The sequence below is a fragment of the Streptomyces sp. NPDC001027 genome (genome assembly GCF_040299045.1).
Lineage (GTDB): Bacteria > Actinomycetota > Actinomycetes > Streptomycetales > Streptomycetaceae > Streptomyces.
The window spans coordinates 21,112-45,664 of sequence record NZ_JBEPBI010000039.1 but is presented as its reverse complement, the minus strand read 5'-3'; the positions used below and the strand labels follow the sequence as shown (position 1 = coordinate 45,664).

Sequence of the window (24,553 nt, the reverse complement as noted above, 5' to 3'; positions counted from 1 at the left end):
CAAGAACCGCCGCTCCCGGGGTACTCGCGGTGAGGAGAGGGTCGAGGGACCCCCACGCGAGCCGGGAGGGCGGTAGAGGTGACGGACACGGCGACGAGCGCCGAGCGGCGCACGGGGCGCAACGAGACCGAGGAGGAGAGAGCCGACCGGATGTGGGGCGAGCTCATCCAGGAGATCCGCGTCGCCCAGACGGGCGTGCAGATCCTCTTCGGCTTCCTCCTGACCGTCGTGTTCACCCCGCGCTACGCCGACCTGGAGGACATCGACCAGGTCATCTACATCGTGACCGTGGTCCTCGGCGCCTGTGCGACCGGCGCCCTCATAGGCCCGGTGTCCCTGCACCGCCTCGTCTCCGGGCGGCGGGTCAAGCCGCAGGCGGTGCGGGTGGCGTCCAGGCTGACCCTCGTCGGCCTGCTCCTGCTCCTCGCCACCATGACGTCCTCGCTGCTGCTGATCCTGCGGGTGGCCACCCACGACGCGTTCGTGCCGTGGCTGGTCGCGGGCGTGGTCGCGTGGTACGGACTGTGCTGGTTCGTGCTGCCCCTGTGGACCCGGAGTCACTACACCACGAACTGAGCCGGGCCGTCCGGACCGGGGTCGGCGCCCCGTGCGCCGCGCAGCGCGGCGATGCAGCTGCCGATCGCCTGCTGGAGCTCCTCGAGCTGCTGGACCATGTCGTCCTCGTAGAACTCCTGGGTGTCGACGTCGTCGAAGGTCAGCTCCTCGAAGACCCTGGTCGCCCGCTGCAGACCGCTGTAGAACTTCGTGCGCCGCTCCTGGACGCGCAGTTCGGGGTCGGCCTCGACGGCCTCCACGACCAGGCCCTTCAGGGTGTCGTAGGCGTCGTTCGCCCACTCGCCTGCGTCCTCGCCCTCGTCCAGCTCGTCGAGCAGCGACAGGTGCCGCTCGGCCTCCTGTCGCAGCTCCGCGGGCGCGTCGAGGGTCTGCCCGGCGGGCGTCCTGATCCGGCCGGACTCGGCGATCTGCCGCACATAGCCGATGCGGTCGGCCGAGCGGCTCTCGGAGGCCACGGCCTTCTTGAGGTCGTCGGTGCGCACGACGTCACGGGCCAGCTCGTGCTGCAGCTCCGGGTCCTCTCTGACGCGGTCCAGGAGGGCGGCGCGGGCGGCGCGGGCGGTCGAGGGGTCGGCGAGGATGGCGGCCCGCAGCGCGGTGGGGTTCTCCGCGACCTCCAGCGCCTTCGTCGGCCGGATGCCCTCGGCCTCGGCGGCCTCCGCGATCGCAGCCCCGCGCTCGGACGAGGCGCTGGAGCGCGAGACGTAGTACGTCGCCCAGACCTCGGCGTCCGGCAGCTCGACCTCCTGGCCGGGCGCCAGCTCCTCGAAATGCGGGACGAGACCGTCGTCCGCGGCCCGGTCCCACGCCTTGTAGAACCGCAGGACGCGTTCGGGGGAGCAGCCGGCCAGTCCGGCGAACTCCTTCGCCGACGCCTTCGGCGTCTCGTCGGCGCTCTGCCCGCCCGGCCGGACGCTGCGCGCCACCAGCAGGCCGAAGGCCCACCCGCCGGTCCGCGCGTACACGCCGAATTCGCGGGCGTCGCGCGCCACGAGGTCGGACAGCGGCGCGGGGGACGTCTCGGCGGACGCCTCGGCGGCCGTCTCGGGCAGGTCGATCGCCAGGGTCACGGGTGGTTCTCCTCCACAGGCTGCGGCCGCGGGATCGGCGCCGCGGACGTCCGCGACGGCAGCCTATACGCGCTTCCCGGCCGGCCCCGGCCAGACCCGCGCGCGGGCCGGGCTCCCGGTCGACTCCCGGTCATCCGAAGGCGCCGCGCAGCGCGGGCAGCAGGGTCTTCTCCGACCAGTCCAGATAGGCGTGCTGGGCGTCGCCGCCGATCTGCACCAGGGCGACCTCCGTGAACCCGGCCTCGACATAGGGGCGCACGGCCTCGACGAAGTCGTCCGGGTCGTCGCCGCACGGGATCGAGGCGGCGACGTCGTCGGGCGTCACGAACTGGGTCGCGGCCGCGAAGGAGTCCGGGTGCGGCAGTTCGGAGTTCACCTTCCAGCCGCCGCCGAACCAGCGGAACTGGTCGTGCGCCCGCCGCACGGCCGTGTCGCGGTCGGCGTCGTGCGAGACCGGGAGCTGGCCGACGCGCGGCTTCCCCGTGCCGCCGTGCCGGTCGAACGCGTCGAGCAGCGCCTTCTCGGGCTCGGTGGCGATCACCAGGTCGGCCAGCCGGCCCGCGAGCGCGCACGAACGGTCGCCGGAGACGGCGATCCCGATCGGCGGCGGCTCGTCCGGAAGGTCCCACAGCCGGGCCGAGTCCACGTCGAAGTGGGCGCCGTGCCGGGTGACGTGCCGTCCCTCGAACAGGCCCCGGATGATCTCCACGGCCTCCTCGAGCATCTCGTGCCGGACGTCCACCGACGGCCATCCGCCGCCCACCACGTGCTCGTTGAGGTTCTCGCCCGAGCCGAGCCCCAGCCGGAAGCGCCCTTCGGACAGCAACTGCATCGTCGCCGCCTTCTGCGCCACCACCGCCGGGTGGTAGCGGAACGTCGGGCACGTCACGTACGTCATCAGCGGCATCCGGGAGGTGGCCTGGGCCGCCGCTCCGAGCACGCCCCAGGCGTACGGGGCGTGTCCCTGCGAGCGCAGCCAGGGGAAGGAGTGGTCCGACGTCACCGAGAAGTCGAATCCCGCCTCCTCGGCCCGCACCACGTGGTCGACCAGGTCACGAGGGCCGGCCTGCTCGGTCATCATCGTGTATCCGATTCGCACCATGAGGCCCGAGTCCCCGGCCGTCGCGGGCGGAAACAGGCCGCCGACGACAGAGGGGCCGGGGGCCGGGGAGGGCGGCGGCGACCGGGCGGGCGGCGGGAGTCCCCCGGGGCCGTGCCCCCGGTCGCCGGGCTCAGGCGGCCGGACCCGGCCGGAAGGTCCTGAGGAAGGCGTCGAGGGCCTGCCGGTTGGCGCTCGCGTTCCAGTCCGCGGCGGGCGTCGTCCAGCGCAGCGAGAAGCTGCGGCCCCCGCCGAGCAGGAATCCGCGGCCGAACGTGCGCTGCCGCCCGTCGGCGCCGTCGAAGAGCCATTCCATGTCGGCGCCCTTGAACCCCTGGTACGTCGTGGCCCTGATCTGGCCGATCCGCCGGAAGCCCGCGGTCCGCTCGAGATTGGGTTCGACGTCGTCGCGCCAGACGGCGACCGGGTCGGGTCCGGCGTCCTTGCTGTAGGTGACCGCGAGGGTGCGCGGGTCGCCCTTCGCGCCGAACGTGACGCGGTAGGCCCCGTCGGCCGCGCGGGCCGTGTCCAGCCGCCCCCACCCCTTGGGCAGGGCCACCGAGAAGCCCTCGTCGGCGCGGTAGATCCGGAAGCCCTCCGGGAGGGCGTCGGCGGTGGCAGCCGGGGGCGGCGAGGTCCGCGGGGGTGCGCTCGGGGAGGCGCTGCCCGGCCTGCTGGGCGCGGGGGTCGGCGTGGGAGCCGGGTCCGGCGTGGCGGAGACTCTGTCCCCGGCGTCCTCGCCCGGCCCCGTGGCGGAGGCCGACGGCCGGGCCTGCGCGTCGCCGGCCGCCGTGTCGTCGCCGTCGGGCAGGCCCTGGGCCACGGCGAGCGCGGCGATCGCCACGGTGACGACGGCCAGCGCGGTCCCGGCAGCCATCGCCCGGCCGCTCCACTGCGGGCCGATCTGCCGTGCGGCGGCGCGGACGCGATGCAGCCGGGGGGCGGGCACGGCGGTGTGCGGGTCGTCGTCCAGCAGGCGGGTCAGGGACTGGCGCACCACCGTACGGGTCAGCCGCTCACGGGAGTCCTTGCGCAGCAGACCCTGAACGACCGAGGTGAGGGGGCCGGCGCGCAGCGGGGTGCGCAGGGGCAGCCTGTCCACGCCCTTCAGGGTGGCCTCGGGCCGGTCCCGGTCCCGGTACGGCGGCCGTCCCTCGACCATCGTGTAGAGGAGCGCGCCCAGCGTCCACAGGTCTGCGGCGGGCCCGATCCGCTCGTCGCGGGCCTGTTCGGGCGAGGCGTACGACGGGGCCGCCACGCGCGGGGCCAGGGTCGCGCCGGCCAGCCCGAACCCGGTGAGGACGACGGGGCCCTGGCTGCGCACGAAGATCTGGCCGGGGCTCAGCTCGCCGTGGGTGATGCCCTCACCGTGCGCGACCTCGAGCACGTCGAGCAGTTGCAGCCCGATCGCCGCGGCCCTTCCCGGGCTGAACGCGCCCTTCTGCGCGATGAGCTGACCCAGCGGCAGGCCGTCGATCCACTCGGTGACGGTCCACAGGGAACCGTCCTCCTCCAGGGCGTCGACGACCGAGGCGATCCGGCCCGGGCACAGCCGGGCCATCGTCTCCGACATGCGCAGCACCCGGTCGGCGGCCTGGCGCGCCTTCTCCTCGCCCTGGTCGGCGGGCAGACCGATCCTGGTGACCAGGCAGGGCCGGGCCGCCCCGGTCTCCTCGACGTACTCGCCGTACCAGCTGACGCGGTTCGTCTCCCGGTGGACGACGTCGAGCAGCCGGTACCTCCCGGCGACCCACTCGTGCGTGGAGACGTGCGTCTTGACCATGGTCATCCCTCGTCGAAACCGCTGTCACCTTTCCCAGTGGTACGACCGGCGCGAGGGGGTCCGTTCAACGGGACGGCAACTCGGCCCGATTCCTGTCCTTCATTCAAGAAAAAGACTTCGCCGCGCGTCGAGTAGGTGTGCGAGAAAAGGGAATTGGGGGACCTCGGACGGAGCCGCACCCGTCCCGTCCTGCGAGGGTAACCCGCGGTAAACAAGACGTGCCGGTCTCCTCGGGCGTCCGGAAATCGACCTTCCCGGCCCCCGTCCATTCCCTTCGGCGACGCCCCGGCCGGGTTTTCCCTCTTTCCGGCGAATCGACTCAGCGCACCTCGAACCGGTCCGTCCAGGCCCTCATGTCGGCGGTCGTCGCGTTGCCCCCGCAGACCACCAGTCCCAGCCGCACCCCGTCGCCGACCCGCTCGACGACCCGCCGGGCCGCGGGCAGCAGACAGCCGGCCGCCGGCTCGGTCCACACCTTCGCGTGCTCGGCGAACTCCACCGACCCCTGCACGGCCTCCCGGTCGGAGACCAGCAGCACCTCGGTCACCAGAGCGCGGACGTGGTCGTACGTCAGCCGCGAGACGCTGGGCGCGCTGAGGGTCGTGACGATCGACGACAGCGCCACCGGCACCGGCCCGCCCGCCGCCAGCGCCTGGGACATCGCCTGCGCGCCCTGCGTCTCCACGCCCCAGATCCGCACCTTGGGCCGCAGCGCCCGCAGGGCCGCCGCGACCCCCGCGATCAGCCCGCCGCCCCCGATGCTGACCAGCACGTCCGTGAGTTCGCCCGCGTCGGCCGCGAGCTCCAGACCGACGGTGCCCTGCCCGGCGACGACCAGCGGATCATCGAACGGGTGCACCAGCGTGAGGCCCTCGTCGCGCAACCGCTCCACCAGCGCGAACGCGGCGTCCATGCCGTCGGTCAGCCGCACCGAGGCGCCGGCCGCCTCCGCGGTCTCCACGGAGCGGGCCGGCGCCGACCGCGGCATCACCACCGTGGCCTTCACGTCCAGGGCGGCGGCCATCACCGCGAGCGCGACGCCGTGGTTCCCGCCGCTCACGGCCACCACCCCGGCGGCCCGCTCGGCCTCGCCCAGCGACAGCAGCTTCGCCGTCGCGCCCCGCGCCTTGAACGAGCCGGTGCGCTGCAGGAGTTCGAGTTTCGCGGTCACAGGGACGCCGAGCAGGCTGGAGAGGCCGGGGCTCGGCACGGTCGGCGTGCGGACCACATGTCCGGCGATCCGTGCGGCGGCGGCTTCGATGTCCGAGATGCCGATCAAGGCGGTCACCCTTCCGGCGCGGGCGGCGTCGGCCGGACCGCGCCTTGACTCTTCGTGTCCTCGCACCCTCACCCGGCGCCGCCACGCAGGTCAACCCGCACCGCGGCCGTGCGGGGCTCAGTCCGGCGCGCCGGACCGCGGTTCCAGGAGCCCCTCGCGGTAGGCGATCGCCACCGCCTCCGTACGGCTCGCCGCACCGAGCTTGGCGAGGATGTTGGAGACGTGCACGCTCGCCGTCTTGCCGCTGATGAACAGCTCCTCGCCGATCTGCCGGTTGCTGCGACCGAGGCCGAGCAGCCGCAGCACCTCCTGCTCCCGCGCCGTCAGCGACGTCGGACGGTCCCCGGCGCCGGCCGGTCCCTCGGCGAGACCGCCGCGCCGGATCAGGGCGTCCGCCCGCTCCCGCAGCGGGCCGGCCGCCAGCCGGACGGCCGTCTCCCGGGCGCCGCCGGCCTCGACGGCGGCCTCCTCGCGACGGCCCGCCGCGAGCAGGGCCTGCGCGTACCGCAGCCGGCACCGCGCGAGTTCGTACACGTCGCCCTGACCGAACGCCGCCACCGCCTGCGCCCAGAGCGCCGGGTCCGGTCCCGTGGCGGCCCAGGCGCACTCGGCCTCGGCGCGGGCCAGCCAGGCGTGCCCCTCCGGCCCCTGCGGCACGCCGGTACCGCCGCGCAGGGCCACCGCACGGGCGGGTTCGAGGAGTTCGGCGGCCACGGCCGCCCAGCGGCCGGCCGTCGCCTCGTCACCGGCGCGTCGCGCCTCGGCGGCCGCGTCGGCCACGGCCGGGAGGGCGAGCGCGGTGAGCCGCACGGTGGCGTCGGGGCGCGTCCCCGCCTCGTCCGTGAGCGACTCCACCGAGGACCGCAGCCGCGCCACCGCCGCCTCCGGGTCGCCGGCCGTCGCCGCCGCGTCCGTCAGCACGATGGCCGCGACGAGCGTCGCCATCCAGTCGAAGCTCCCTTCGAGCAAGCCCCGGGCCCGTTCGACGGCGGCGCGCTCGCCGCGCGCGAGCGCCACGTACAACGCGGGGCCGACCGCGAAGCCGCCCGATGCGGGCAGCACCGCGAGATCGGCGGCCGCCGTGCGCAGGCACTCGTCCCAGCGGCCCAGGGTGTACAGCACGAGCAGTTGGAGATAGCGCATCTCCAGCGGGTACGGGGAGTTCAGCAGCCCGGCGCGGCGGGCCCGGTCCAGGCCCTCCGCCAGCCACGGCAGGCACTCCTGCGGCTCCCCGGCCTCGTACGCGCCCATGGCCAGGGTGAACAGGGCGCGCATCTCCACGGAGGCGTTGCCGCCGCGCAGCGCCAGCTCACGCGCCTCCTTCAAGCGGGCCCGGCCCTCGGGGGAGCGGCGGCCGTCGCCCTCGAGGTTGGCCAGCGAGACCAGCAGATCGGCCCGGGCGTCCGTCAGGTCCAGCCGCTCGGCGACGCCGAGGGCCCGCCGGGCGACCTCGAGCGCGGTGGCGAAGTCGCCGACCTGACGCGCGGCCAGGACATGCGTGGCGGCCGCCCACACCCACGTGGACGACGGCGGGTCGGCGGGGATCATGGCCAGCGCCTCGCTGCTGTAGGCGAAGGCGGCCTTCAGGCTGTCCACGTTGATCAGGGTGCCCGCGAGCGTGTACCGCACCCGGGCGGCCAGTTCGGCGTCGGTGTCCTGGCCGACGCCCGCCAGCGCGGCCCGGGTCAGCGAGACCGCGCGGTGCGGCTCCCCGGCGTGCGCGGCGGCCGCCGAGGCGCGCAGCGTCAGCGTGACCCGGTCGTCGCCCTCGCCGGACGGCAGGGCTTCGGCGGGCACGGACTCCCACAGGTCCAGGACGGATTCCAGATGCCGCAGTTCCTCGGCGGGCGCGCCGACGTGCTGGGCGTGGTCGGCGGCCTCCAGGGAGGCGGTGAGGGCTTCGAGCAGGTCGTGGCTCTCCCGGTAGTGGTGCGCCCGCTCGGCCGCCGTCTCGGCGCGCCGGCCCCGGCCGTCCAGCAGCCGGGCGAACGCGCCGTGCAGCCGGGCCCGTTCGCCCGGAAGCAGGTCGGCGTAGACCGCCTCGCGCGCGAGCGCGTGCCGGAAGGCGTACGTGCCGTCGTCGCCCGCGGCCAGCAGCCGGCGGCCGACGGCCTCGCGCAGCGCCGACTCCAGCTCGTCGTCGGGCAGGTCCATCGCGTCCCGCAGCAGGGCGTGTTCCACCCGGCGGCCGGCGACGGCGGCCGTGCGCAGCACCTGCTGTGCGGCCTCGGGGAGTTGCTCGACGCGGATGAGCAGGAGATCGGCCAGTCCGCTCGGCATCCCGCCGGCCTCCGCGCCGGCGGCGGTGGACAGCTCCTCCGCGTAGAAGGCGTTGCCCTCCGCGCGCGCCACGATCCCGCGGACCGTGGCGTCCGGCAGCGGGCGCTCCTCCAGAGACCGCACCAGGCGGGTCACCTCCGCGTCCGCCAGCGGCCGCAGTTCCATCCGGTCCACGGCCGGCAGCCGTACCAGCTCCGCCAGCAGCGGGCGCAGCGGATGTCTGCGGTGCAGGTCGTCCGCACGGTAGGAGGCCAGCACCGCCAGCCGGTGGCCCCGTCCGTCGCCCGCGGGCCGCTGCAGGAACCCGCGGCTGAGCAGGAAGCGCAGCAGGTCCCGGGAGGACTGGTCGGCCCAGTGCAGGTCTTCCAGGACGAGAAGCACCGGAGCGACCCGCGACAGGTCGGCGAGCAGCGCCGCCATCCCCTCGAACAGCCGCAGCCGGCCCTCTCCGCCGGTCGCGCGGGCCCGGTCCCCGTCGTCCGGCGCCGTGCCGGAGCCCGCGCCCAGCAGCCGGCCGACCAGCGGATGCGCGCCCAGGACCGCGGCGAACCGCTCGTCGGCCGCCAGCGCGCCCAGGATCTCGGTGAACGGCAGATAGGGCAGGCCCACGTCGCCGAGGTCGACGCAGTGGCCGGTCAGCACCGTCAGGCCGGACTCCACGGCCCTTGCGGCGACCTCGCCGAGCACGCGCGTCTTGCCGACGCCCGCGTCCCCGGCGAGCAGCACGGCGCGCGCCTCGCCGTCGCGGGCGCGCTCCAGCACGCCGAAGAGCCGGGCCAGTTCCTCTTCCCGGCCGATGAACGGAGTGCTGAACACGGTCTGCGACACGCCTCCATCCTGGCACGCGCCGGCTTCGACGAGCGCCGCGACCAGGGACGGAGGGCGGGAGCGGCCCCGGAGCCGCCGGGAGCGACGACCCGGGGGCGCCAGCGAGGGCCCGCCCGCGTCAGCGGTGCAGCGATCGCGCCCAGTCCTGCGGGACCCGCCCGGCCGGCCCCGGCGCCGGCTGGTCGGCGGGGTGGCTGACCGGCGGGGCCAGTTCCGGCCCCGACTCGTAGAGCTCGTCCGAGGAGTAGTCCCAGAACCACTCCTCGCCCGGCTCGAAGCTGCGTACCAGGGGGTGCCCGGTGGTCTTGTAGTGGGCGGTGGCGTGCTGCGCGGGGGAGGAGTCGCAGCAGCCCACGTGCCCGCAGCTCGCGCAGCGCCGCAGGTGGAACCACCAGCCGCCCGCGGCGTCGCAGTCGACGCAGCCGGCGCCGCTGGGCGGGACGCTCGGGTCGATGCCGTCCACGTCGGTCATACGGGCTCCTCGGAGGTCTCAAGGTCCGGGCCGCCGTCGGCGCCGGGATCGGGGGCGGTCAGCGGCAGCAGGACCTGGAAGCGGGTGTCGCCCGGCGCGGACTCGACGTGCAGGCTGCCGTGGTGCTTGTTGACGACGATCCGCCAGGAGATGTCGAGGCCCAGACCGGTGCCCTCGCCGACCGGCTTGGTGGTGAAGAACGGGTCGAAGATCCGGCCCCGGATGTCCGCCGGGATGCCGGGCCCGGTGTCGCGGAACTCCACCAGCAGCCGGTCGCCCTCCCGTGCGGTCCGCACCGTCAACGTGCCTTCGCCGCCGGCGCTGTCGACGGCGAACACGGCGTTGTCGACGAGGTTGGTCCACACCTGGTTGAGCTCCGCCGGGTAGGCGGGGATCCTCGGCAGCGTCCGGTCGTAGTCCTTGACGACCTGGATGCGCCGGCCGATCTTGCCGCCGAGCATCAGCAAGGTGCTGTCAAGGAGTTCGTGGACGTCGACGACCCGGTAGGGGGCGCGGTCGAGCTGGGAGTACTGCTTGGCGGCGTCCACGAGATGGGAGATGCGGTTGGTCGAGTCGCCGATCTCGTCCAGCAACAGCTCGGTCTCGACGGTGTAGTTGAGCCACCCGATCGCGCCGGGCAGGATGTCCTCGTCGACGGCCGCCGCCACCTGCTCCAGCCAGTCCACGTCGAGTCCGGCCTGCACGAAGGTCGGCGCGATCCGCCAGCCCTCGGGGAGACCGTGGTCGTCGAGCCAGTCGGTGAGCGCGTCCTCCCGGTCGGAGGCCTCCAGCGGACTCAGGCTCGGCGCCTTGGCGACCAGTTCGGCCGTGCGCTCCTGGATCTCGATCAGCCGGGTCAGCGCCTCCGGCTCGTACCCGCCGGAGGCGATCACGGCCAGTTTGTGCCGCATCTTCGCCACCCGTTCGCGCAGCGTGGCGGTGGCCCGCACGGCCGCCGCCGCCGGGTTGTTGAGCTCGTGTGTGAGGCCCGCCGACAGCGAGCCCAGCGCCAGCAGCCGTTCGCGCTGCCCGATGGCCCGCTGGGTGTTCTTCGAACCGAAGAACAGCCCTTCCAGCAGGTGCGCCGCCATCGGGAACCACTCCTGCATGACCGCCGAGAACGACTCGGCGGGCAGCACGAAGAACCTCGTCGGCTCCGTCACCCGCATCGAGTTCTGGTAGACCTGCGGCACCCGGTCGCCCAGGTAGGCCTGCATGGCCCCGGCGTACACCCCGCGCTGGGAGGTGCGGCTGACCTCGATGTCGTCCCCGCCGACCCGGCGGTACATCACGACTGTGCCCTCGATCATCACGTAGAAGCAGGTCGCCGGGTCGCCCTCGGTGTACACCGGGCCCGGCTCGAACTTCTCCACCCGCCCCTCGCCGCACAGTCGACCCAGCTGGTCGGGGGAGAGCTTCTCGAACAGGAACAGCGAACTGATCTCGGCCGGGCTGCACGGCATCAGCCGCCCGCTCACGACTGCTCCAGGTAACGGTGGACGAGCATCACGGCCATGGCTCCCTCTCCGACGGCGGACGCGACCCGTTTCGCGGACTCGGCGCGTGCGTCGCCCGCCACGAACACGCCGGGGATGTTGGTCTCCAGGTGGTACGGCGGCCGGTCCAGCTCCCAGTCCGCCGGCGGCCGCCCGTCCGGCGTGAGGTCGGGGCCGGCGAGGATGAACCCGCGCTCGTCGCGCAGCACCGTGCCGTCCAGCCAGTCGGTCAGCGGGGCCGCGCCGATGAACACGAACATCCACTGCGCGTCGACGAGTTCGCTCTGCCCGGTGGTCACGTCCCGCAGCGTCAGCTGCTCCAGGCGCCCCTCCCCGTGCGCGCTCTCGACGACGGTCCTGGCGCGCACCGAGATGTTCGGCGCCTCCTCGATCTGCTGGATCAGGTAGTGCGACATCGACGCCGCCAGGGACTCCCCGCGCACCAGCAGCGTCACGGACTTGGCGCCCCGCGACAGGTACATCGCCGCCTGACCCGCGGAGTTGGCGCCGCCCACGATGTACACGTCGTGCCCCTGGCAGGCGGCGGCCTCGGTGAGCGCGGACCCGTAGAACACCCCGCAGCCCGTCAGGTCGTCGCAGCCCGGGGCGGCCAGCTGCCGGTAGGACACGCCCGTCGCGAGGATCACGCTGTGCGCGGCCACCGCCGAGCCGTCCGAGAAGCGGACGACCCGCGCCGACCCGTTGACCTCGAGCCCGGTCACCTCGCGCGCGGTGAGGATCTCCGCGCCGAACTTGGCGGCCTGGCGGCGTGCCCGCTCGGTGAGCTGGCCTCCGGAGACCCCGTCCGGGAAGCCCAGGTAGTTCTCGATGCGGGAGCTCTGCCCGGCCTGTCCGCCGGTCGCCGACCGCTCCACGAGCACCGTCCGCAGTCCCTCGGAGGCCCCGTACACGGCCGCGCCCAGCCCGGCCGGGCCGCCGCCGATCACCACGAGGTCGTAGAACTCGGCCGTCGGCGTGGTCGCCAGGCCCACCTGGGCGGCCAGCTCGGGCGCGTCCGGCTCGATCAGGGGGGCGCCCTCCGCGGTGACCACCAGCGGCAGCCGCTGCCCGTCCACGCCGGCCGCGGCCAGCAGCCGCTGCCCTTCGGGCTCGTCGGCGGAGTACCAGCGGTAGGGCACCTGGTTGCGGGCCAGGAACTCCCGCACCTGCGAGGACCGTGCCGACCAGCGGTGCCCGACGACCTTCGTGGCGGGCACCGGCCGGTAGTCGCTGGCGCGCCAGGCGTCCAGCAGGTCGTCCAGGACGGGGTAGAGCTTCTCCTCCGGCGGGTCCCACGGCTTCAGCAGATAGTGGTCCAGGTCGACGACGTTGATCGCGTCGATCGCCGCGCTCGTGTCCGCGTACGCCGTCAGCAGCACCCGCCGGGCGCCCGGGTACACGTCCAGCGCCTGTTCGAGGAACTCGATGCCGTTCATCTGCGGCATCCGGTAGTCGGCCAGGATCACCGCCACCAGGTCGCCGCGCAGCTTCAGCTCCCGCAGCGCCTCCAGCGCGGACTCCCCGGACTCGGCCCGCACGATCCGGTACGAGGCGCCGTAGCGGCGCCTCAGGTCACGGGCGACGGCACGGGATACCCCCGGGTCGTCGTCCACGGTCAGGATGACGGTCCGCGCCGAATCGGCGGCCTGTGCCATGCGTCTCCCACCCCGAAAGGGTCGTCTGTCGTCGCGGCACGGCGAAGCCCGCGCCGGCTGTGCCCATCGTATGTTCGATCGACGGGGTTCGCTCGGAGTTGCCGGCGGGCCGTGCACTGCCGGCACAGTGCGGGGCGCGCACGGTCAAGGCGTGCGTCGCGCTGCCAGCACGCAGAACTCGTTGCCCTCCGGGTCCGCCAGCACCACCCACGGCTGCTCGCCCTGGCCGATGTCCGCGTGCCGGGCGCCCAGCGCGAGCAGACGGGCGACCTCGGCGTCCCGGTCGTCCGGCCGGAAGTCCAGGTGGAGCCGGTTCTTGACCGTCTTCGCATCCGGCGTCCGGCCGAACAGCAGGCCCGGCAGCCGGTCCCGCTCCGGTCTGATCTCGTACTCGTCGGGCGACTCGTCGACCACGACCCAGCCGAGCGCCGCCGCCCACCAGCGTCCGAGCGCCACCGGGTCGGCCGCGTCGACGATCACTTGCTCCCACTCCAAGGTCATGCCCGCAGCTTAGGGAAGACTGGAGCGGACGGATGTGATCACGACACGAGGAGGCGGCGGGATGACGGGCCCGATCACGGCAGGGGTCGACGGGACGGACGAGAGCGTGGCGGCGCTCGCCTGGGCGGCCCGCGAGGCCGTCCGGCGCGACCTGGAGCTGCGGGTGGTGCACGCGTGGCGGTTCCAGCCGAACGCGGCGCAGGACGTGGCCGACCGGGACGCGCAGGAACGCTGGGTGCGCGACGCGGCCGAGCGCACCGTCGCCGAGATCGCCGAACGGCACCCCGCACTGGCCGTCGTCACCGACGTGTGCGAGGGCGCACCCGTCGAGACGCTGGTCGCCGCGGCGGCGGAGGCGGAGCTGCTGGTGCTCGGCTCCCGCGGGCACGGACCGGTCGTCGGGTTCCTGCTGGGCTCGGTGGGCCAGCAGGTGATCGCCGAGGCGACGCGCCCGGTGGTGCTGGTGCGGGCGGGCGACCGGGCCTCGGCGGAGGCCGGCGGCCAGGAGATCGTCGTCGGTCAGCAGGGCGACCCCGAGGACAGCGCCCCCGCACTGCGTTTCGCCTTCGAGACGGCCGCGGCCCGGGGCGCGGCCGTGCGGGCCGTGCGGGCCTGGACCCTGCCGCCCGTGTTCGCCTACAGCCCCGGCTCGCTCAAGCTCCTCGACGAGGCCGGCGGCCTGGAGCCGTACGAGAAGAAGGCGCTGAGCGAGGCGCTGCAGCCGTGGCGGGAGCGGTTCCCGCAGGTGCCCGTGGTGGAGCACGTGGAGATGGGCAGCGCCGGGCAGGTGCTGCTCTCGGTGTCCGGCCGGGCGCAGCTGATGGTGGTCGGCCGACGCGCCCACCGCACGGCGGTGGGCGCCAGGATCGGCTCGGTGGCGCACGGCGTCCTGCACCACGCGGACTGCCCGGTGGCCGTCGTGCCGCAGGGCTGACTCACTCCGGGAGCGTCGGCTCCAGCGTCTCGCGTGCCTTGGGCAGGATGTTCTTGATGTAGTCGGCGACCACCGTGTCGAGCCCGATGTCGTGCTGCGCGCGCTCCGAGAGGTACCAGCGGTGCTCCAGGAGCTCGTGGTAGATCTCCGCCGGGTCCATGGAGCCGCGCAGTTCGAGGGGGACCTCGCGCACGGTGGGCCGGAACACGTCCCGCACCCAGCGGTGCGCCAGCACCTCCGGGCGGGCCGCGAGGGGGTCGCCCGGGGCGTAGTCGTCCTGGGTGGCCATCCAGCTCTCGAGGTCGCTGAGCAGCCGCCGGGCCTGGTTCTCCTCGGTGTCCAGGCCGGTCAGGCGCAGCAGCTGGCGCTGGTGGTGGCCGGCGTCCACGACCTTCGGCACGAAGGCGACCGAGTCGCCGTTGGAGGAGTGCTCGATCTGCATCTCGGCGACGTCGAAGCCGAGCTCGTTGAGCCGGCGGATGCGGTGCTCGATGTAGTGGTACTTGCCCGCCGGGTACACCGAGGTGCGGGTCAGCTCCTCCCACAGCGCCCCGTAGCGGCGGCAGATCTCGGTGCCGAACTCGATCGGGTCCACGGAGGGGTGCAGCGCCCCCGAGGCCTCCAGGTCGAGCAGCTCGCCGCTGATGTTGACCCGGGCGAGGTCGAGGTCGTAGTCGCGCTGGCCAGGGCTGAGCTGCGGGTGCAGGTCGCCGGTCTCGGCGTCCACGAGGTAGGCGGCGTAGGCGCCCGCGTCCCGCCGGAACAGCGTGTTGGACAGCGAGCAGTCGCCCCACGCGAAACCGGCCAGGTGCAGCCGCACCAGCAGCACGGCGAGGGCGTCCATCAGCCGGTGCATGGTCGCCGGGCGCATCGTCGTCTCGAACATCGAGCGGTACGGCAGCGAACCGCCCAGATGGCGGGTGATCAGCACCGGCTCCAGCAGATCCCCGGCCGGGTCGGTGCGGCCGGTGACCACGGCCAGCGGGTCGACGGAGGGGATGCCGAGCCGGTCCAGGTCGCGCAGCAGCTCGTACTCGCGCAGCGCGGGCCGTTCGGCGAGCTCCTTGACGGCGATGACCTCGTCGCCGGCCCGGGCATAGCGCACCACGTGACGGGAGATGCCGCGCGGCAGCGGGACGAGGACCTCGTCGGGCCACTCCTCCAGGGGCAGGTGCCAGGGCAGCTCCAGCAGGAGTGCCGGGTGCTCCGGGTTGGTGGCGCTGATCTGCAAAGCCATGGCCTGACCTTAGACGGCGCGTTCGCGGGCCAGCTCGGCAGCCGCCCGCACGGACCCCTCGTGCAGCGGCCCGTGGCCGGGCAGCAGCCGGTCGGCCTCCAGAGCGCCGATCACGTCGAGCGAGGCGACCGCCCGGGCTCGCTCGTGGTGGAACATGTCCGGCAGGAGCTGCGGCCCCTTCACCCGTGACGTCGCGTGACCGCTGACCAGCGCGTCGCCGGAGACGACGATCCCGGCCTGCGGCAGGTGGTACACCGTGTGCCCGTCGGTGTGACCCGGGGTGTGCACGGGGACCGGGCGGCCGGGCACGTCGAGCGGGCCGTCGGCGACGGGGAACGCCTCGGGCGCGGTGACCGGGTGCTGTTCGGCGCCGCCCGAGCGCACCACGTGCGCCAGCCACGGCACGACGCCGGGCCGCCAGGCGTTCCGCAGGATCGCCCCGACGCTCACCTGCTGGAGGAACTCCCGTCGGGCGTGCGGGACTTCGGCCTCGTGCAGATAGACCGGGACGCCGTACACCGAGCGCAGGTGCTCGGCGGAGCCCAGGTGGTCGTTGTGGGCGTGGGTGATCAGCACGGCCGAGAGCGCCTCGGGAGAGCCGCCCACCGCCGCCAGGGAGTCGAGGACCCGCTCGCGGTCGCCCGGGTAGCCGGTGTCGATCAGGGTGAAGGCGTCCCCCTCGGAGAGGATCACCCAGTTGGTGTGTGAGCCGTGCACCAGGTAGGTGCCGTCCGCCACTTGCCGTACGTCTGCCCGCATGGCCGTCCCGTGTCCTGGAGGTTGGTGCTCGACGGGGACAGCAAAGCAGATCGCCCGGCGCATGCGGACGGTGGGGTTCCGAGTCGTGCGCACCCGCGGGGCGGCGGCCTCGTCCGTGGTGGGCGCCCTGCTCACGTGCCCGGCGTCATCGCACTCCGCGAGGGCGGAACTGGACGCTGATGCGCGGCCCCGCGGCACGGCCGGACTTGGGGACGCAGTGCTCCCAGGTCCGCTGGCAGGAGCCGCCCATCACGATCAGGTCGCCGTGGCCGAGCGGGCGCCGCACCGCCTCGCCCCCGCCCGCGGGGCGCAGCAGCAGGTCGCGCGGGGAGCCCACGGAGAGGATGGCGACCATCGTGTCCCGGACGGCGCCGCGGCCGATCCGGTCGCCGTGCCAGGCGACGCTGTCCCGGCCGTCGCGGTAGTGGCACAGCCCGGCGGTGACGAACGGCTCGCCCAGTTCCGCGGCGTAGTGGTCCGAGAGCGCCTGGCGGGCCTCCTCCAGCACGGGGTGGGGCAGCGCCTCGCGCTCCGCGTAGAACGCGAGCAGGCGGGGCACGGCGACGACGTTGTCGTACATCCTGCGCTGCTCGGCGTGCCAGGGGACCTCGGCCGCGAGGTGTTCGAACAGGGTGTCCGAGCCGGTGAGCCAGCCCGGCAGCACGTCGATCCAGGCGCCGGCGCCGAGCACGGTGCGGCGCAGCCCGTCGAGGGGGCCGAGGCGCAGTTCGTCGGTCTGGTCGAAGAGGGAGCCCTGGAGGTGGTGCGCGGTCATGGTTCCAGCGTACGCCCTAATCGAAAACCTGTTCGTAGCGATGCGTCTGGGAGCAGAGGGCGGGTGCGGACGGCGACCCCTTTCGATACATCGGTGTATCGGATACATTCACGTATCGAACGGAGGTGCGGTCATGGCGGTGCAGCAGACGGCGGGACGCGTCACCCGGCGCCGTGTCCGCACCCGCGCCAACCTGCTCGACGCCGCGTTCGCCGTGTTCGCCGCCAAGGGCTTCGGCCGGGTCTCCATCGAGGAGGTCTGCGACGCGGCCGGCTACAGCAGGGGCGCCTTCTACTCCAACTTCGGCAGCCTCGACGAACTGTTCTTCGCCCTCTACCAGGAGCGTGCGGAGGTCATCGCCCGGCAGGTCGCCGACGCCCTCGCCGGCGACGGGCCCGACCTCGACGTGCCGGCGTCCGTGGACCGCGTCACCGAGGTGCTCCTCCTCGACCTCGACTGGCTGCTGGTCAAGACGGACTTCCTGGTGCACGCCGCCCGCGACCCGGCCGTCGCGCAGACCCTGCTCGCGCACCGGGCCCGGCTGCGCCGCGCGATCGCCGACCGGCTGTCCCGGGCCCGCGGCCACACCCCCCTGCCCGCCGTGCTCGGCGACGTCGACTGCGCCGCCCGCGCGGTGGTCGCCGCCTACGACGGCGTCACCACCCAACTGCTGCTGGACAAGGACGTGAACAGCGCCCGCGCCTGGCTCAGGCAACTGCTCACCGCGCTGCTGACCGACGGCAGCGGACACCACGCCTGACCCCCACGCACACCACCTCGCACAAAGACTCGGACAGAAGGGCAACGGTCGCCATGGACGCGGACGTCATCGTCGTCGGAGCGGGCCTCGCCGGCCTGGTCGCGGCGCACGAACTCACCAGCAGAGGCCGGCGGGTCGCCCTGGTCGACCAGGAGAACGCCGCCAACCTGGGCGGCCAGGCGTTCTGGTCCTTCGGCGGGCTCTTCCTCGTCGACTCCCCGGAGCAGCGCCGCCTCGGCATCAAGGACTCCTTCGACCTCGCCTGGAACGACTGGCAGGGCAGCGCGCAGTTCGACCGGACCGAGGACGAGGACTCCTGGGGGGTGCGCTGGGCGCGCGCCTACGTGGAGTGGGCGGCGGGGGAGAAGCGCAGCTGGCTCGCCGGGCACGGGATCTCCTTCGTGCCGACCGTGGGCTGGGCCGAACGCGGCGATCTGCGCGCCGACGGGCACGGCAACTCCGTGCCCCGTTTCCACGTCGCGTGGGGGACGGGCACCGGCGTCGTCGATCCGTTCGTCCGGTACGCCAAGCAGGCCGCCCGGGACGGACTGCTGACCTTCCACCACCGCCACCGCGTGGACGAGCTGGTCATCGAGGACGGCGCCGCCCGCGGCGTGCGCGGCACGGTCCTCGCCCCCGACGACTCCGCGCGCGGCGTCGCCTCCAACCGCGAACCGATCGGCGACTTCGAGCTGACCGCCCGAGCCGTCGTCGTCACCAGCGGCGGCATCGGCGCCGACCACGACATCGTGCGACGCCACTGGCCCGCGCGGCTCGGCACGCCCCCCGCCGAGATGGTGACCGGCGTGCCCGCCTACGTCGACGGTCGGATGCTCGACATCAGCGCCGAGGCCGGTGTCCGGCTGGTCAACCGCGACCGCATGTGGCACTACACCGAGGGCATCCAGAACTGGGACCCCATCTGGCCCGGCCACGGCATCCGCATCCTGCCCGGCCCGTCCTCCCTGTGGTTCGACGCCCTCGGCCGCCGGCTGCCCGACCCGTGCCTGCCCGGCTACGACACCCTCGGCACGCTCAGACACCTGCGCACGACCGAGGACATCGCCGGCCACGACCACTCCTGGTTCATCCTCACCCGCAGGATCGTCGAGAAGGAGTTCGCGCTGTCGGGCTCCGAGCAGAACCCCGACATCACCGCCAAGGACCGCCGGGCCGTGCTGCGCGACCGACTGCTCGGCAAGGGAGCCCCGGCGCCGGTGCAGGCGTTCCTCGATCACGGCGCGGACTTCGTGATCGCCGACACCCTCGACGAGCTCGTCGAGAAGATGAACGCGCTCACCGGGAAGCCGCTGCTCGACGTGGACGGCCTGCGCCGGCAGATCGAGGCCCGCGACCTGCAGATGGCCAACCCCTACAGCAAGGACGCCCAGATCCAGGGCATCCGCAACGCCCGCCGCTACATCGGCGACCGCCTCGGCCGCGTCGCCACCCCGCACCGCGTCCTCGACCCCGAGGCCGGCCCGCTGATCGCCGTCAAGCTGCACGTCCTCACCCGCAAGACGCTCGGCGGCATCCAGACCGACCTCGACTCACGCGCCCTGGGCGCCGACGGGCAGCCCGTCGAGGGGCTGTACGCGGCGGGCGAGGTGGCCGGCTTCGGAGGCGGCGGCGTCCACGGCTACAACGCCCTCGAAGGCACCTTCCTCGGCGGCTGCCTCTTCTCCGGGCGGGCCGCCGGCCGGGCCGCGGCGAAGCAGACCGGCTGACGTCAGGGCTGGTCCGCCGTCAACAGGCGGACCAGCACCGCCGTGTGGCTCTGCTCCGGGGACTTCGCGGAGGTGAGCAGAGTCACCGGGCCCTTCTTCGTCAACTCACGCACATGATCGAGGAGTTCGGACGCCTCCGGCGCGGTGAGCTCCGCCTCGTAACGACGGGCGAACTCCTCGTGCGAGCCCTCGCCCGCGTGATACCAACGGCGCAGTTCCGTGGACGGGGTCAGACCCTTCGGCCACTCGTCGACGCGGGCCGCCTCCTTGGACACCCCGCGCGGCCACAGCCGGTCGACCAGCACCCGCACACCGTCCTGCGGCTCGGGCGGATCGTAGACGCGACGTACGCGGACCTTCATGGCGGCCGTCCTCGGGTAGGCGGATCGTGTCGATCGTAGGCCCAGGACGCTCGAGGAGACCGCTCGGCTTGACCTGAATGAGGGGGAAGACCGCGGCCTCCCGTCCTAGTCTGAGGACGATTGATCACAGGCCACCCCCCCCCAGGAGCGCACGTGACACAGCCCCGCAGACGCGCCACCGCCCTGCTGCGCCGCGAAGCCGTCGCCGCCACCGTCCCCGTCGCCGTGGCCGCGCTGCTCGCGGCGGCCGGTCCCGCCACGGCGGCCGGCCCGACGGGCACGGCCGGCGTCGGCGACCCCTACTTCCCGCTCGCCGGCAACGGCGGTTACCACGTGACTCACTACGACCTGACCCTCCGTTACGACCCCCGCAGCCGCCACCTCGACGGCAAGGCGGTCCTCACCGCCCGCGCCACCCAGCGCCTGACCCGCTTCGACCTCGACTTCCAGGGGCTGAAGGTGACCGGCCTGACGGTCGATCACGTCAAGGCGACGCACCGCCGACAGGGCCAGGAGCTCGTCGTCACCCCGAAGCGCGCCCTGCGCAAGGGCGAGCGGTTCCAGATCACCGTCGCCTACAACGGCACGCCCGGCCCGGTCACCGACCCCGACGGCTCCCTGGACGGCTGGATCCCCACCGACGACGGAGCCTTCGTCGCCGGCGAACCGCAGGGCGCCATGACCTGGTTCCCGGCGAACAACCACCCGCTCGACAAGTCCTCCTACGACTTCGCCATCACCGTCCCCGCCGACCGCGCGGCGGTCGCCAACGGCGTCCTCGTCGGCCGCCGCACCGCGCACGGCACGACGACCTACCGCTGGCGGCAGAAGGAACCGATGGCCGCCTACCTCGCCACCGCGACCGTCGGAAAGTTCAAGGTCGAGCAGTACACCACCCGTGACGGACTCCAGGTGTACAACGCCGTCGACCCGCGCGAGGCCGCGGCCGCCGCGCCGGTGGTGAAGAAACTGCCCTCCGTGCTCGAGTGGGAGAGCCGGCTGTTCGGGCCCTACCCCTTCCGCGCCGCCGGCGCCATCGTCGACCACGCCCCGAACGTCGGCTACGCCCTGGAGACCCAGACCCGGCCGGTGTACGACCGGGCCCCCTCCCTGAGCACCCTCGTCCACGAGAGCGCCCACCAGTGGTTCGGCGACTCCGTCTCCCTCACCTCCTGGAAGGACATCTGGCTCAACGAGGGCTTCGCCACCTACGCCGAGTGGCTCTACGCCGAGCAGCACGGCGGCGACAGCGCCCAGAAGAGCTTCGACGACCTGTACGCCCTCCCGGCGACCGACGAGCTGTGGGCGTTCCCGCCCGGCGACCCCGGCAGCGGCGCGAACATCTTCGGCACCCCCGTCTACGCGCGCGGCGCCATGACCCTGCAGGTCCTGCGCACCACGGTCGGGGACCGCGCCTTCCTGTGCATCCTGCGCGCCTGGGCGGCCGCACACCGCGACGGCCACGGCACCACGGCCCAGTTCGAACGCCTCGCGGAGCGGGTCTCCGGCAAGGACCTCGGCGACCTCTTCCGCACCTGGCTGTACGGCCGGGGCAAGCCCGCAAGGCCGTAGTCGACGAACAGAGCCCGCAACCTGACGAGTTCCACACACCTGTCGGCGAGAGTCGACCCATGATCGCCAACCAGCCTCGGCTCCGACGCCGTGCCGCGCTGCTCGCCGCGTCCCTCCTGCTCACCGGATGCGGCGGCGCCGCGGCCCTCGACGGAGCCGGGGCCGACGACGCCCCGGCCGCGGTGAGCCCCGCGCCGAGCGCCCCCGCACCCGCGGCCGCCGCCCGGACCGTGCCGCAGCGCATACCGGGCCTGGGACCGAAGACCTGGTCCCAGGTGCCGGACGACGCCCGGCAGGCGGTCGTGGTGACCGGCGCCGGCGAGAACTCCCCGCTCTCCACCGTCGTCCTCTACCGGCGCACCGAGGCCGGCTGGCAGGCCGGCGAGCGCTGGCCCGCGCACAACGCCCTGCGCGGCTGGAGCGACCACCACATGGGCGGCGACCTGCGCTCGCCGATCGGCGTCTACGGCCTCACCGACGCCGGCGGCCTGCTGCCCGACCCCGGCACACGACTTCCCTACGATCAGGGCAGGGGCTTTCGCTCACCGGGCACCGGATTCGAGGGCGAGTCACTGGAAGGCTCCTTCGACTACGTGATCGCCGTGAACTACAACCGCACGCCCGGCGTCTCCCCGCTCGACTGGACCCGCCCGCTCGGCGCGGGCCGCGGCGGCGGGATCTGGCTCCACGTCGACCACGGCGGCCCCACCCACGGATGCGTGAGCGTCGCCGAGCGCCACATGAAGGAGTTGCTGCGCGCCCTCGACCCCGCCCTGCACCCCGTGGTCGTCATGGGCGACCATGCCTCTCTGGCCCGCTGAGAAAACGGAGTAGTCGCGTGTGCGCTCATGTACTGGTGGCCGAGGACGACGCGATGCAGGCCGAGCTCATCCGCCGCTCGCTGCTCGCCGAGGGCCACACCGCCACCGTCGTGCACGACGGCTCCGCCGCGCTGGAGGCGGTGCGACGGGACCGGCCGGACCTCGTGGTCCTCGACCTCATGCTGCCGGTCGTCGACGGGTTCGGGGTGTGCCGGGTGCTGCGGCAGGGCGACGACGTCCCGGTGCTGATGCTGACCGCGCGCGCCGCCGAGGACGACCTCCTGCTCGGCCTCGAGCTGGGCGCCGACGACTACATGACCAAGCCGTACAGCCCGCGCGAGCTGATGGCCCGCATCCGCACCGTCCTGCGGCGCAGCGGCCGGGCCGGCGCCGACCGGCGGGACGACGCCGTCGTACGGGCCGCGGGGCTCGCCGTCGACCCGGAGCGGCACGAGGTGCGCTGCGAGGGCGAGCCGGTGGACTGCACACCGGCCGAGTTCCAGATCCTGCTGGCGATGGCCGCGGAACCCGAACGGGTCTTCTCCCGGCGGCAGTTGCTCCAGTGCACCCGCGGCTTCGACCGCTCCTCCACCGAACGGGCCGTCGACGTGCACATCATGAACCTGCGTCGCAAGGTCGAGGCCGACCCGCGCAAGCCCGTGCGGCTGCTCACCGTGTTCGGCGTCGGCTACAAGCTGAGCGGCGGCCGGCCGTGAACCGCACCCGGATACCCCTGCGCAAACGCCTGCTGGTGCGGCTGCTGAGCGCCTCCGTCCTGATCGCCGTGTGCTCGGTCGCCGCGACGGCCTGGCTCGCGGTGACCACCACCACCCGCGCACTGCGCGAGGAACAGGGCCAGGCGCTCGCCGACGACATGGACATCCTCGCGCAGCTCAGCGGCTACGCGGCCACCCACCCCGAGTGGACCGGCGTCCAGCAGACGGTCAGCCAGCTGTCCGCGAGGACCGGCAGACGCATCGCCCTCACCACGACCGACCGCGTCCCCCTCGCGGACTCGGCGCCGCGGGGCACGTCGCTCCCGCCGCGCGCCGCCGCCGCCGTCGACCCGCTGCGCACCGACACGTACACCGAGCGCGGCGCCCAGCTCAGCGGCACCGATCCGCGGGCGGTGGGCCCCTACCGGCTCACCGCCGGTGAACGCGACGAGCTCGACGCCAGCGCCCGCGACCGGCAGAAGTGCTTCGCCCGCTTCGGCATCGAGACGACCCTCACGCGGACCCCGAGCGGCCGGCCCGTGGTCGAGGACGCCGACGGCGCGACCTCGTCCGGCTATGTGCCCGACGAGTGCGCGGACGGCCGGCTCAACGGCGCGATGCCCACCGAGGAGAAGGCTCTGACCGCGCTCCAGGGGCACGCGGCCGGCTGCCTGACCCGCGCGGGCCTGGATCCCGCGACGCCGTTGTTCTTCGGCCCCGGCGCGCCCGGCGCCCTCGGCCGGGACGCGACCCCCGGGCCCGTGGTCGCCAAGGCGCGCGACGCCAAGGGGATGCGGGCGGCGCAGACCTGCCTCGACGAAGCCCGCCGTGTCCAGCTCGACCCATACGTGGCTCCGGCCGCCGAACTCTTCCTGGGCGGCGGGGACACCGGCGGCCAGACCCGCTGGGACATGTCGCCTGCCAACAAGGCGAAGGTCGTCGGCGTGGCAGGGCTGGTGCTGGCCGTCACCGTCGCGGTGAGCGCCCTCGTCGCCACCCGTCTCGTCCGCCCGCTGCGGGCCCTGACGGAGGCCGCTCAGCAGCCCCCGGACCGGCACGCACGGGTGCCCGTCACGACGCGGGACGAGACCGGCATCCTCGCCGAGGCCTTCAACGACCTGGCCGAACGCAGGGAACGGCTGGAGGCGCAGCGCAAGGCCCTCGTCGCCGACGTCGCCCACGAACTGCGCAGTCCGCTCACCAACATCCGCGGCTGGCTGGAGGTCACCCGCGACGGGCTCGTCGAACCCGACGCCGAGCTGCTCGGCGCGCTGCACGAGGAGGCGCTGGTCCTGCAACGGGTCATCGACGACCTGCGCGACCTCGCCGCGGCCGACGCCGGAACCCTGGTGCTGCACCGCGAACCGGTGCCCGCCGACGATCTCCTCGCCCAGGTCGCCGCCGCACACCGGGTGGCGGCCGACACCGCCGGGGTCGCGCTGCGCACCGCGACCGACGACGCGGTCTGGCTGGACGCCGACCCGGTGCGGCTGCGGCAGGTCCTCGGCAACCTCGTCGCCAACGCCGTGCGCCACACCCCGGCCGACGGCTCGGTCACGCTGACCGCCCGCCGGGACGGCGACCGGGTCGTGCTGAAGGTCGCCGACACCGGCTCGGGCATCGCCCCCGAGGATCTGCCGCACGTCTTCGAGCGGTTCTGGCGGGCGGAGAAGTCGCGGAGCCGGCGCACCGGCGGCAGCGGGCTGGGGCTGTCGATCGTCCGCCAGCTGACGGACGCCCACGGAGGCGCGATCGAAGCGGCCAGCACCCCGGGCGAGGGCAGCGTGTTCACCCTGCGGCTTCCGGCCGCGCCGCCGCCGGGCGACGGCTGAGGCGTCAAGGCCCGGCCGT

Annotated in this window: 21 protein-coding genes; 8 read left to right on the top strand and 13 right to left on the bottom strand. The window is 73.9% G+C overall.

What is annotated here, in order from left to right:
• Window positions 1-78 precede the first annotated feature (78 nt).
• Window positions 79-576: a DUF6328 family protein gene (locus ABT300_RS14260; RefSeq protein ID WP_502977936.1), complete on the top strand. Its 498-nt coding sequence runs from the start codon at window positions 79-81 to the stop codon at window positions 574-576.
• Here ABT300_RS14260 and ABT300_RS14255 read toward each other — a convergent pair.
• From ABT300_RS14255 to ABT300_RS14215, 9 genes are all read right to left on the bottom strand, one after another.
• Entirely contained in the window at window positions 561-1,646 is a 1,086-nt protein-coding gene (locus ABT300_RS14255) for a hypothetical protein (RefSeq protein ID WP_351674833.1), read from the bottom strand. The genes ABT300_RS14260 and ABT300_RS14255 overlap by 16 nt on opposite strands.
• 130 nt (window positions 1,647-1,776) lie before the next feature.
• Window positions 1,777-2,748 (bottom strand): LLM class F420-dependent oxidoreductase, encoded by a 972-nt coding sequence (locus tag ABT300_RS14250; RefSeq protein ID WP_351674831.1) that lies wholly within the window; start codon window positions 2,746-2,748, stop codon window positions 1,777-1,779.
• A gap of 130 nt (window positions 2,749-2,878) precedes the next feature.
• Window positions 2,879-4,534 (bottom strand): serine/threonine protein kinase, encoded by a 1,656-nt coding sequence (locus ABT300_RS14245; RefSeq protein ID WP_351674829.1) that lies wholly within the window; start codon window positions 4,532-4,534, stop codon window positions 2,879-2,881.
• A gap of 313 nt (window positions 4,535-4,847) precedes the next feature.
• Window positions 4,848-5,807, bottom strand: coding sequence for a threonine/serine dehydratase family protein (locus tag ABT300_RS14240; protein WP_351674827.1), 960 nt, complete (start codon window positions 5,805-5,807; stop codon window positions 4,848-4,850).
• A gap of 117 nt (window positions 5,808-5,924) precedes the next feature.
• A complete protein-coding gene (locus ABT300_RS14235; protein ID WP_351674826.1) occupies window positions 5,925-8,915 on the bottom strand; it encodes an ATP-binding protein in 2,991 nt (996 codons plus the stop codon).
• Window positions 8,916-9,033: 118 nt separating this feature from the next.
• A complete protein-coding gene (locus tag ABT300_RS14230) occupies window positions 9,034-9,387 on the bottom strand; it encodes a UBP-type zinc finger domain-containing protein (protein ID WP_351674825.1) in 354 nt (117 codons plus the stop codon).
• Window positions 9,384-10,865: an ATP-binding protein gene (locus tag ABT300_RS14225; protein WP_351674823.1), complete on the bottom strand. Its 1,482-nt coding sequence runs from the start codon at window positions 10,863-10,865 to the stop codon at window positions 9,384-9,386. The genes ABT300_RS14230 and ABT300_RS14225 overlap by 4 nt, the downstream gene beginning before the upstream one ends.
• Window positions 10,862-12,538, bottom strand: coding sequence for an NAD(P)/FAD-dependent oxidoreductase (locus ABT300_RS14220; protein WP_351674821.1), 1,677 nt, complete (start codon window positions 12,536-12,538; stop codon window positions 10,862-10,864). The genes ABT300_RS14225 and ABT300_RS14220 overlap by 4 nt, the downstream gene beginning before the upstream one ends.
• 144 nt (window positions 12,539-12,682) lie before the next feature.
• Complete coding sequence (locus tag ABT300_RS14215; protein ID WP_351674819.1) at window positions 12,683-13,039, bottom strand: VOC family protein; 357 nt, start codon at window positions 13,037-13,039, stop codon at window positions 12,683-12,685.
• A 61-nt stretch (window positions 13,040-13,100) separates the two neighbouring features.
• On the opposite strand from ABT300_RS14215, the gene ABT300_RS14210 reads away from it, so the two are divergent.
• Window positions 13,101-13,973, top strand: a complete 873-nt coding sequence (locus ABT300_RS14210) for a universal stress protein (protein WP_351674817.1) — start codon at window positions 13,101-13,103, stop codon at window positions 13,971-13,973.
• A gap of 1 nt (window position 13,974) precedes the next feature.
• Here ABT300_RS14210 and ABT300_RS14205 read toward each other — a convergent pair whose 3' ends face one another.
• The 3 genes from ABT300_RS14205 to ABT300_RS14195 all read right to left on the bottom strand — a co-directional run bounded on the left by ABT300_RS14205 (window position 13,975) and on the right by ABT300_RS14195 (window position 16,744).
• Window positions 13,975-15,210, bottom strand: coding sequence for a DUF4032 domain-containing protein (locus ABT300_RS14205; protein WP_351674815.1), 1,236 nt, complete (start codon window positions 15,208-15,210; stop codon window positions 13,975-13,977).
• A gap of 9 nt (window positions 15,211-15,219) precedes the next feature.
• Window positions 15,220-15,969, bottom strand: coding sequence for an MBL fold metallo-hydrolase (locus tag ABT300_RS14200; RefSeq protein ID WP_351674845.1), 750 nt, complete (start codon window positions 15,967-15,969; stop codon window positions 15,220-15,222).
• A gap of 145 nt (window positions 15,970-16,114) precedes the next feature.
• Window positions 16,115-16,744: an alpha-ketoglutarate-dependent dioxygenase AlkB gene (locus ABT300_RS14195; RefSeq protein WP_351674813.1), complete on the bottom strand. Its 630-nt coding sequence runs from the start codon at window positions 16,742-16,744 to the stop codon at window positions 16,115-16,117.
• 133 nt (window positions 16,745-16,877) lie between these two features.
• Between ABT300_RS14195 and ABT300_RS14190 the strand changes: the two genes are divergently transcribed.
• Window positions 16,878-17,504: a TetR/AcrR family transcriptional regulator gene (locus ABT300_RS14190; RefSeq protein WP_351674811.1), complete on the top strand. Its 627-nt coding sequence runs from the start codon at window positions 16,878-16,880 to the stop codon at window positions 17,502-17,504.
• Between the two features lie 53 nt (window positions 17,505-17,557).
• Complete coding sequence (locus ABT300_RS14185; RefSeq protein ID WP_351674809.1) at window positions 17,558-19,231, top strand: FAD-binding dehydrogenase; 1,674 nt, start codon at window positions 17,558-17,560, stop codon at window positions 19,229-19,231.
• Between the two features lie 2 nt (window positions 19,232-19,233).
• Here the strand turns inward: ABT300_RS14185 and ABT300_RS14180 are convergent, their stop codons facing one another.
• Entirely contained in the window at window positions 19,234-19,593 is a 360-nt protein-coding gene (locus tag ABT300_RS14180) for a DUF488 domain-containing protein (protein ID WP_351674807.1), read from the bottom strand.
• A gap of 153 nt (window positions 19,594-19,746) precedes the next feature.
• On the opposite strand from ABT300_RS14180, the gene ABT300_RS14175 reads away from it, so the two are divergent.
• The 4 genes from ABT300_RS14175 to ABT300_RS14160 are packed head-to-tail and all read left to right on the top strand — an operon-like array spanning window position 19,747 to window position 24,534.
• Window positions 19,747-21,165 carry a M1 family metallopeptidase gene (locus ABT300_RS14175; protein WP_351674805.1) on the top strand — a complete coding sequence of 473 codons (1,419 nt, stop codon included), beginning with the start codon at window positions 19,747-19,749 and terminating at the stop codon, window positions 21,163-21,165.
• 59 nt (window positions 21,166-21,224) lie between these two features.
• Complete coding sequence (locus tag ABT300_RS14170) at window positions 21,225-21,986, top strand: L,D-transpeptidase family protein (protein ID WP_351674803.1); 762 nt, start codon at window positions 21,225-21,227, stop codon at window positions 21,984-21,986.
• 17 nt (window positions 21,987-22,003) lie between these two features.
• The gene (locus tag ABT300_RS14165; RefSeq protein ID WP_351674801.1) at window positions 22,004-22,702 is read left to right on the top strand and encodes a response regulator; all 699 of its coding nucleotides are present in this window, start codon (window positions 22,004-22,006) and stop codon (window positions 22,700-22,702) included.
• Window positions 22,699-24,534: a sensor histidine kinase gene (locus ABT300_RS14160; RefSeq protein WP_351674799.1), complete on the top strand. Its 1,836-nt coding sequence runs from the start codon at window positions 22,699-22,701 to the stop codon at window positions 24,532-24,534. The genes ABT300_RS14165 and ABT300_RS14160 overlap by 4 nt, the downstream gene beginning before the upstream one ends.
• Window positions 24,535-24,553 lie beyond the last annotated feature (19 nt).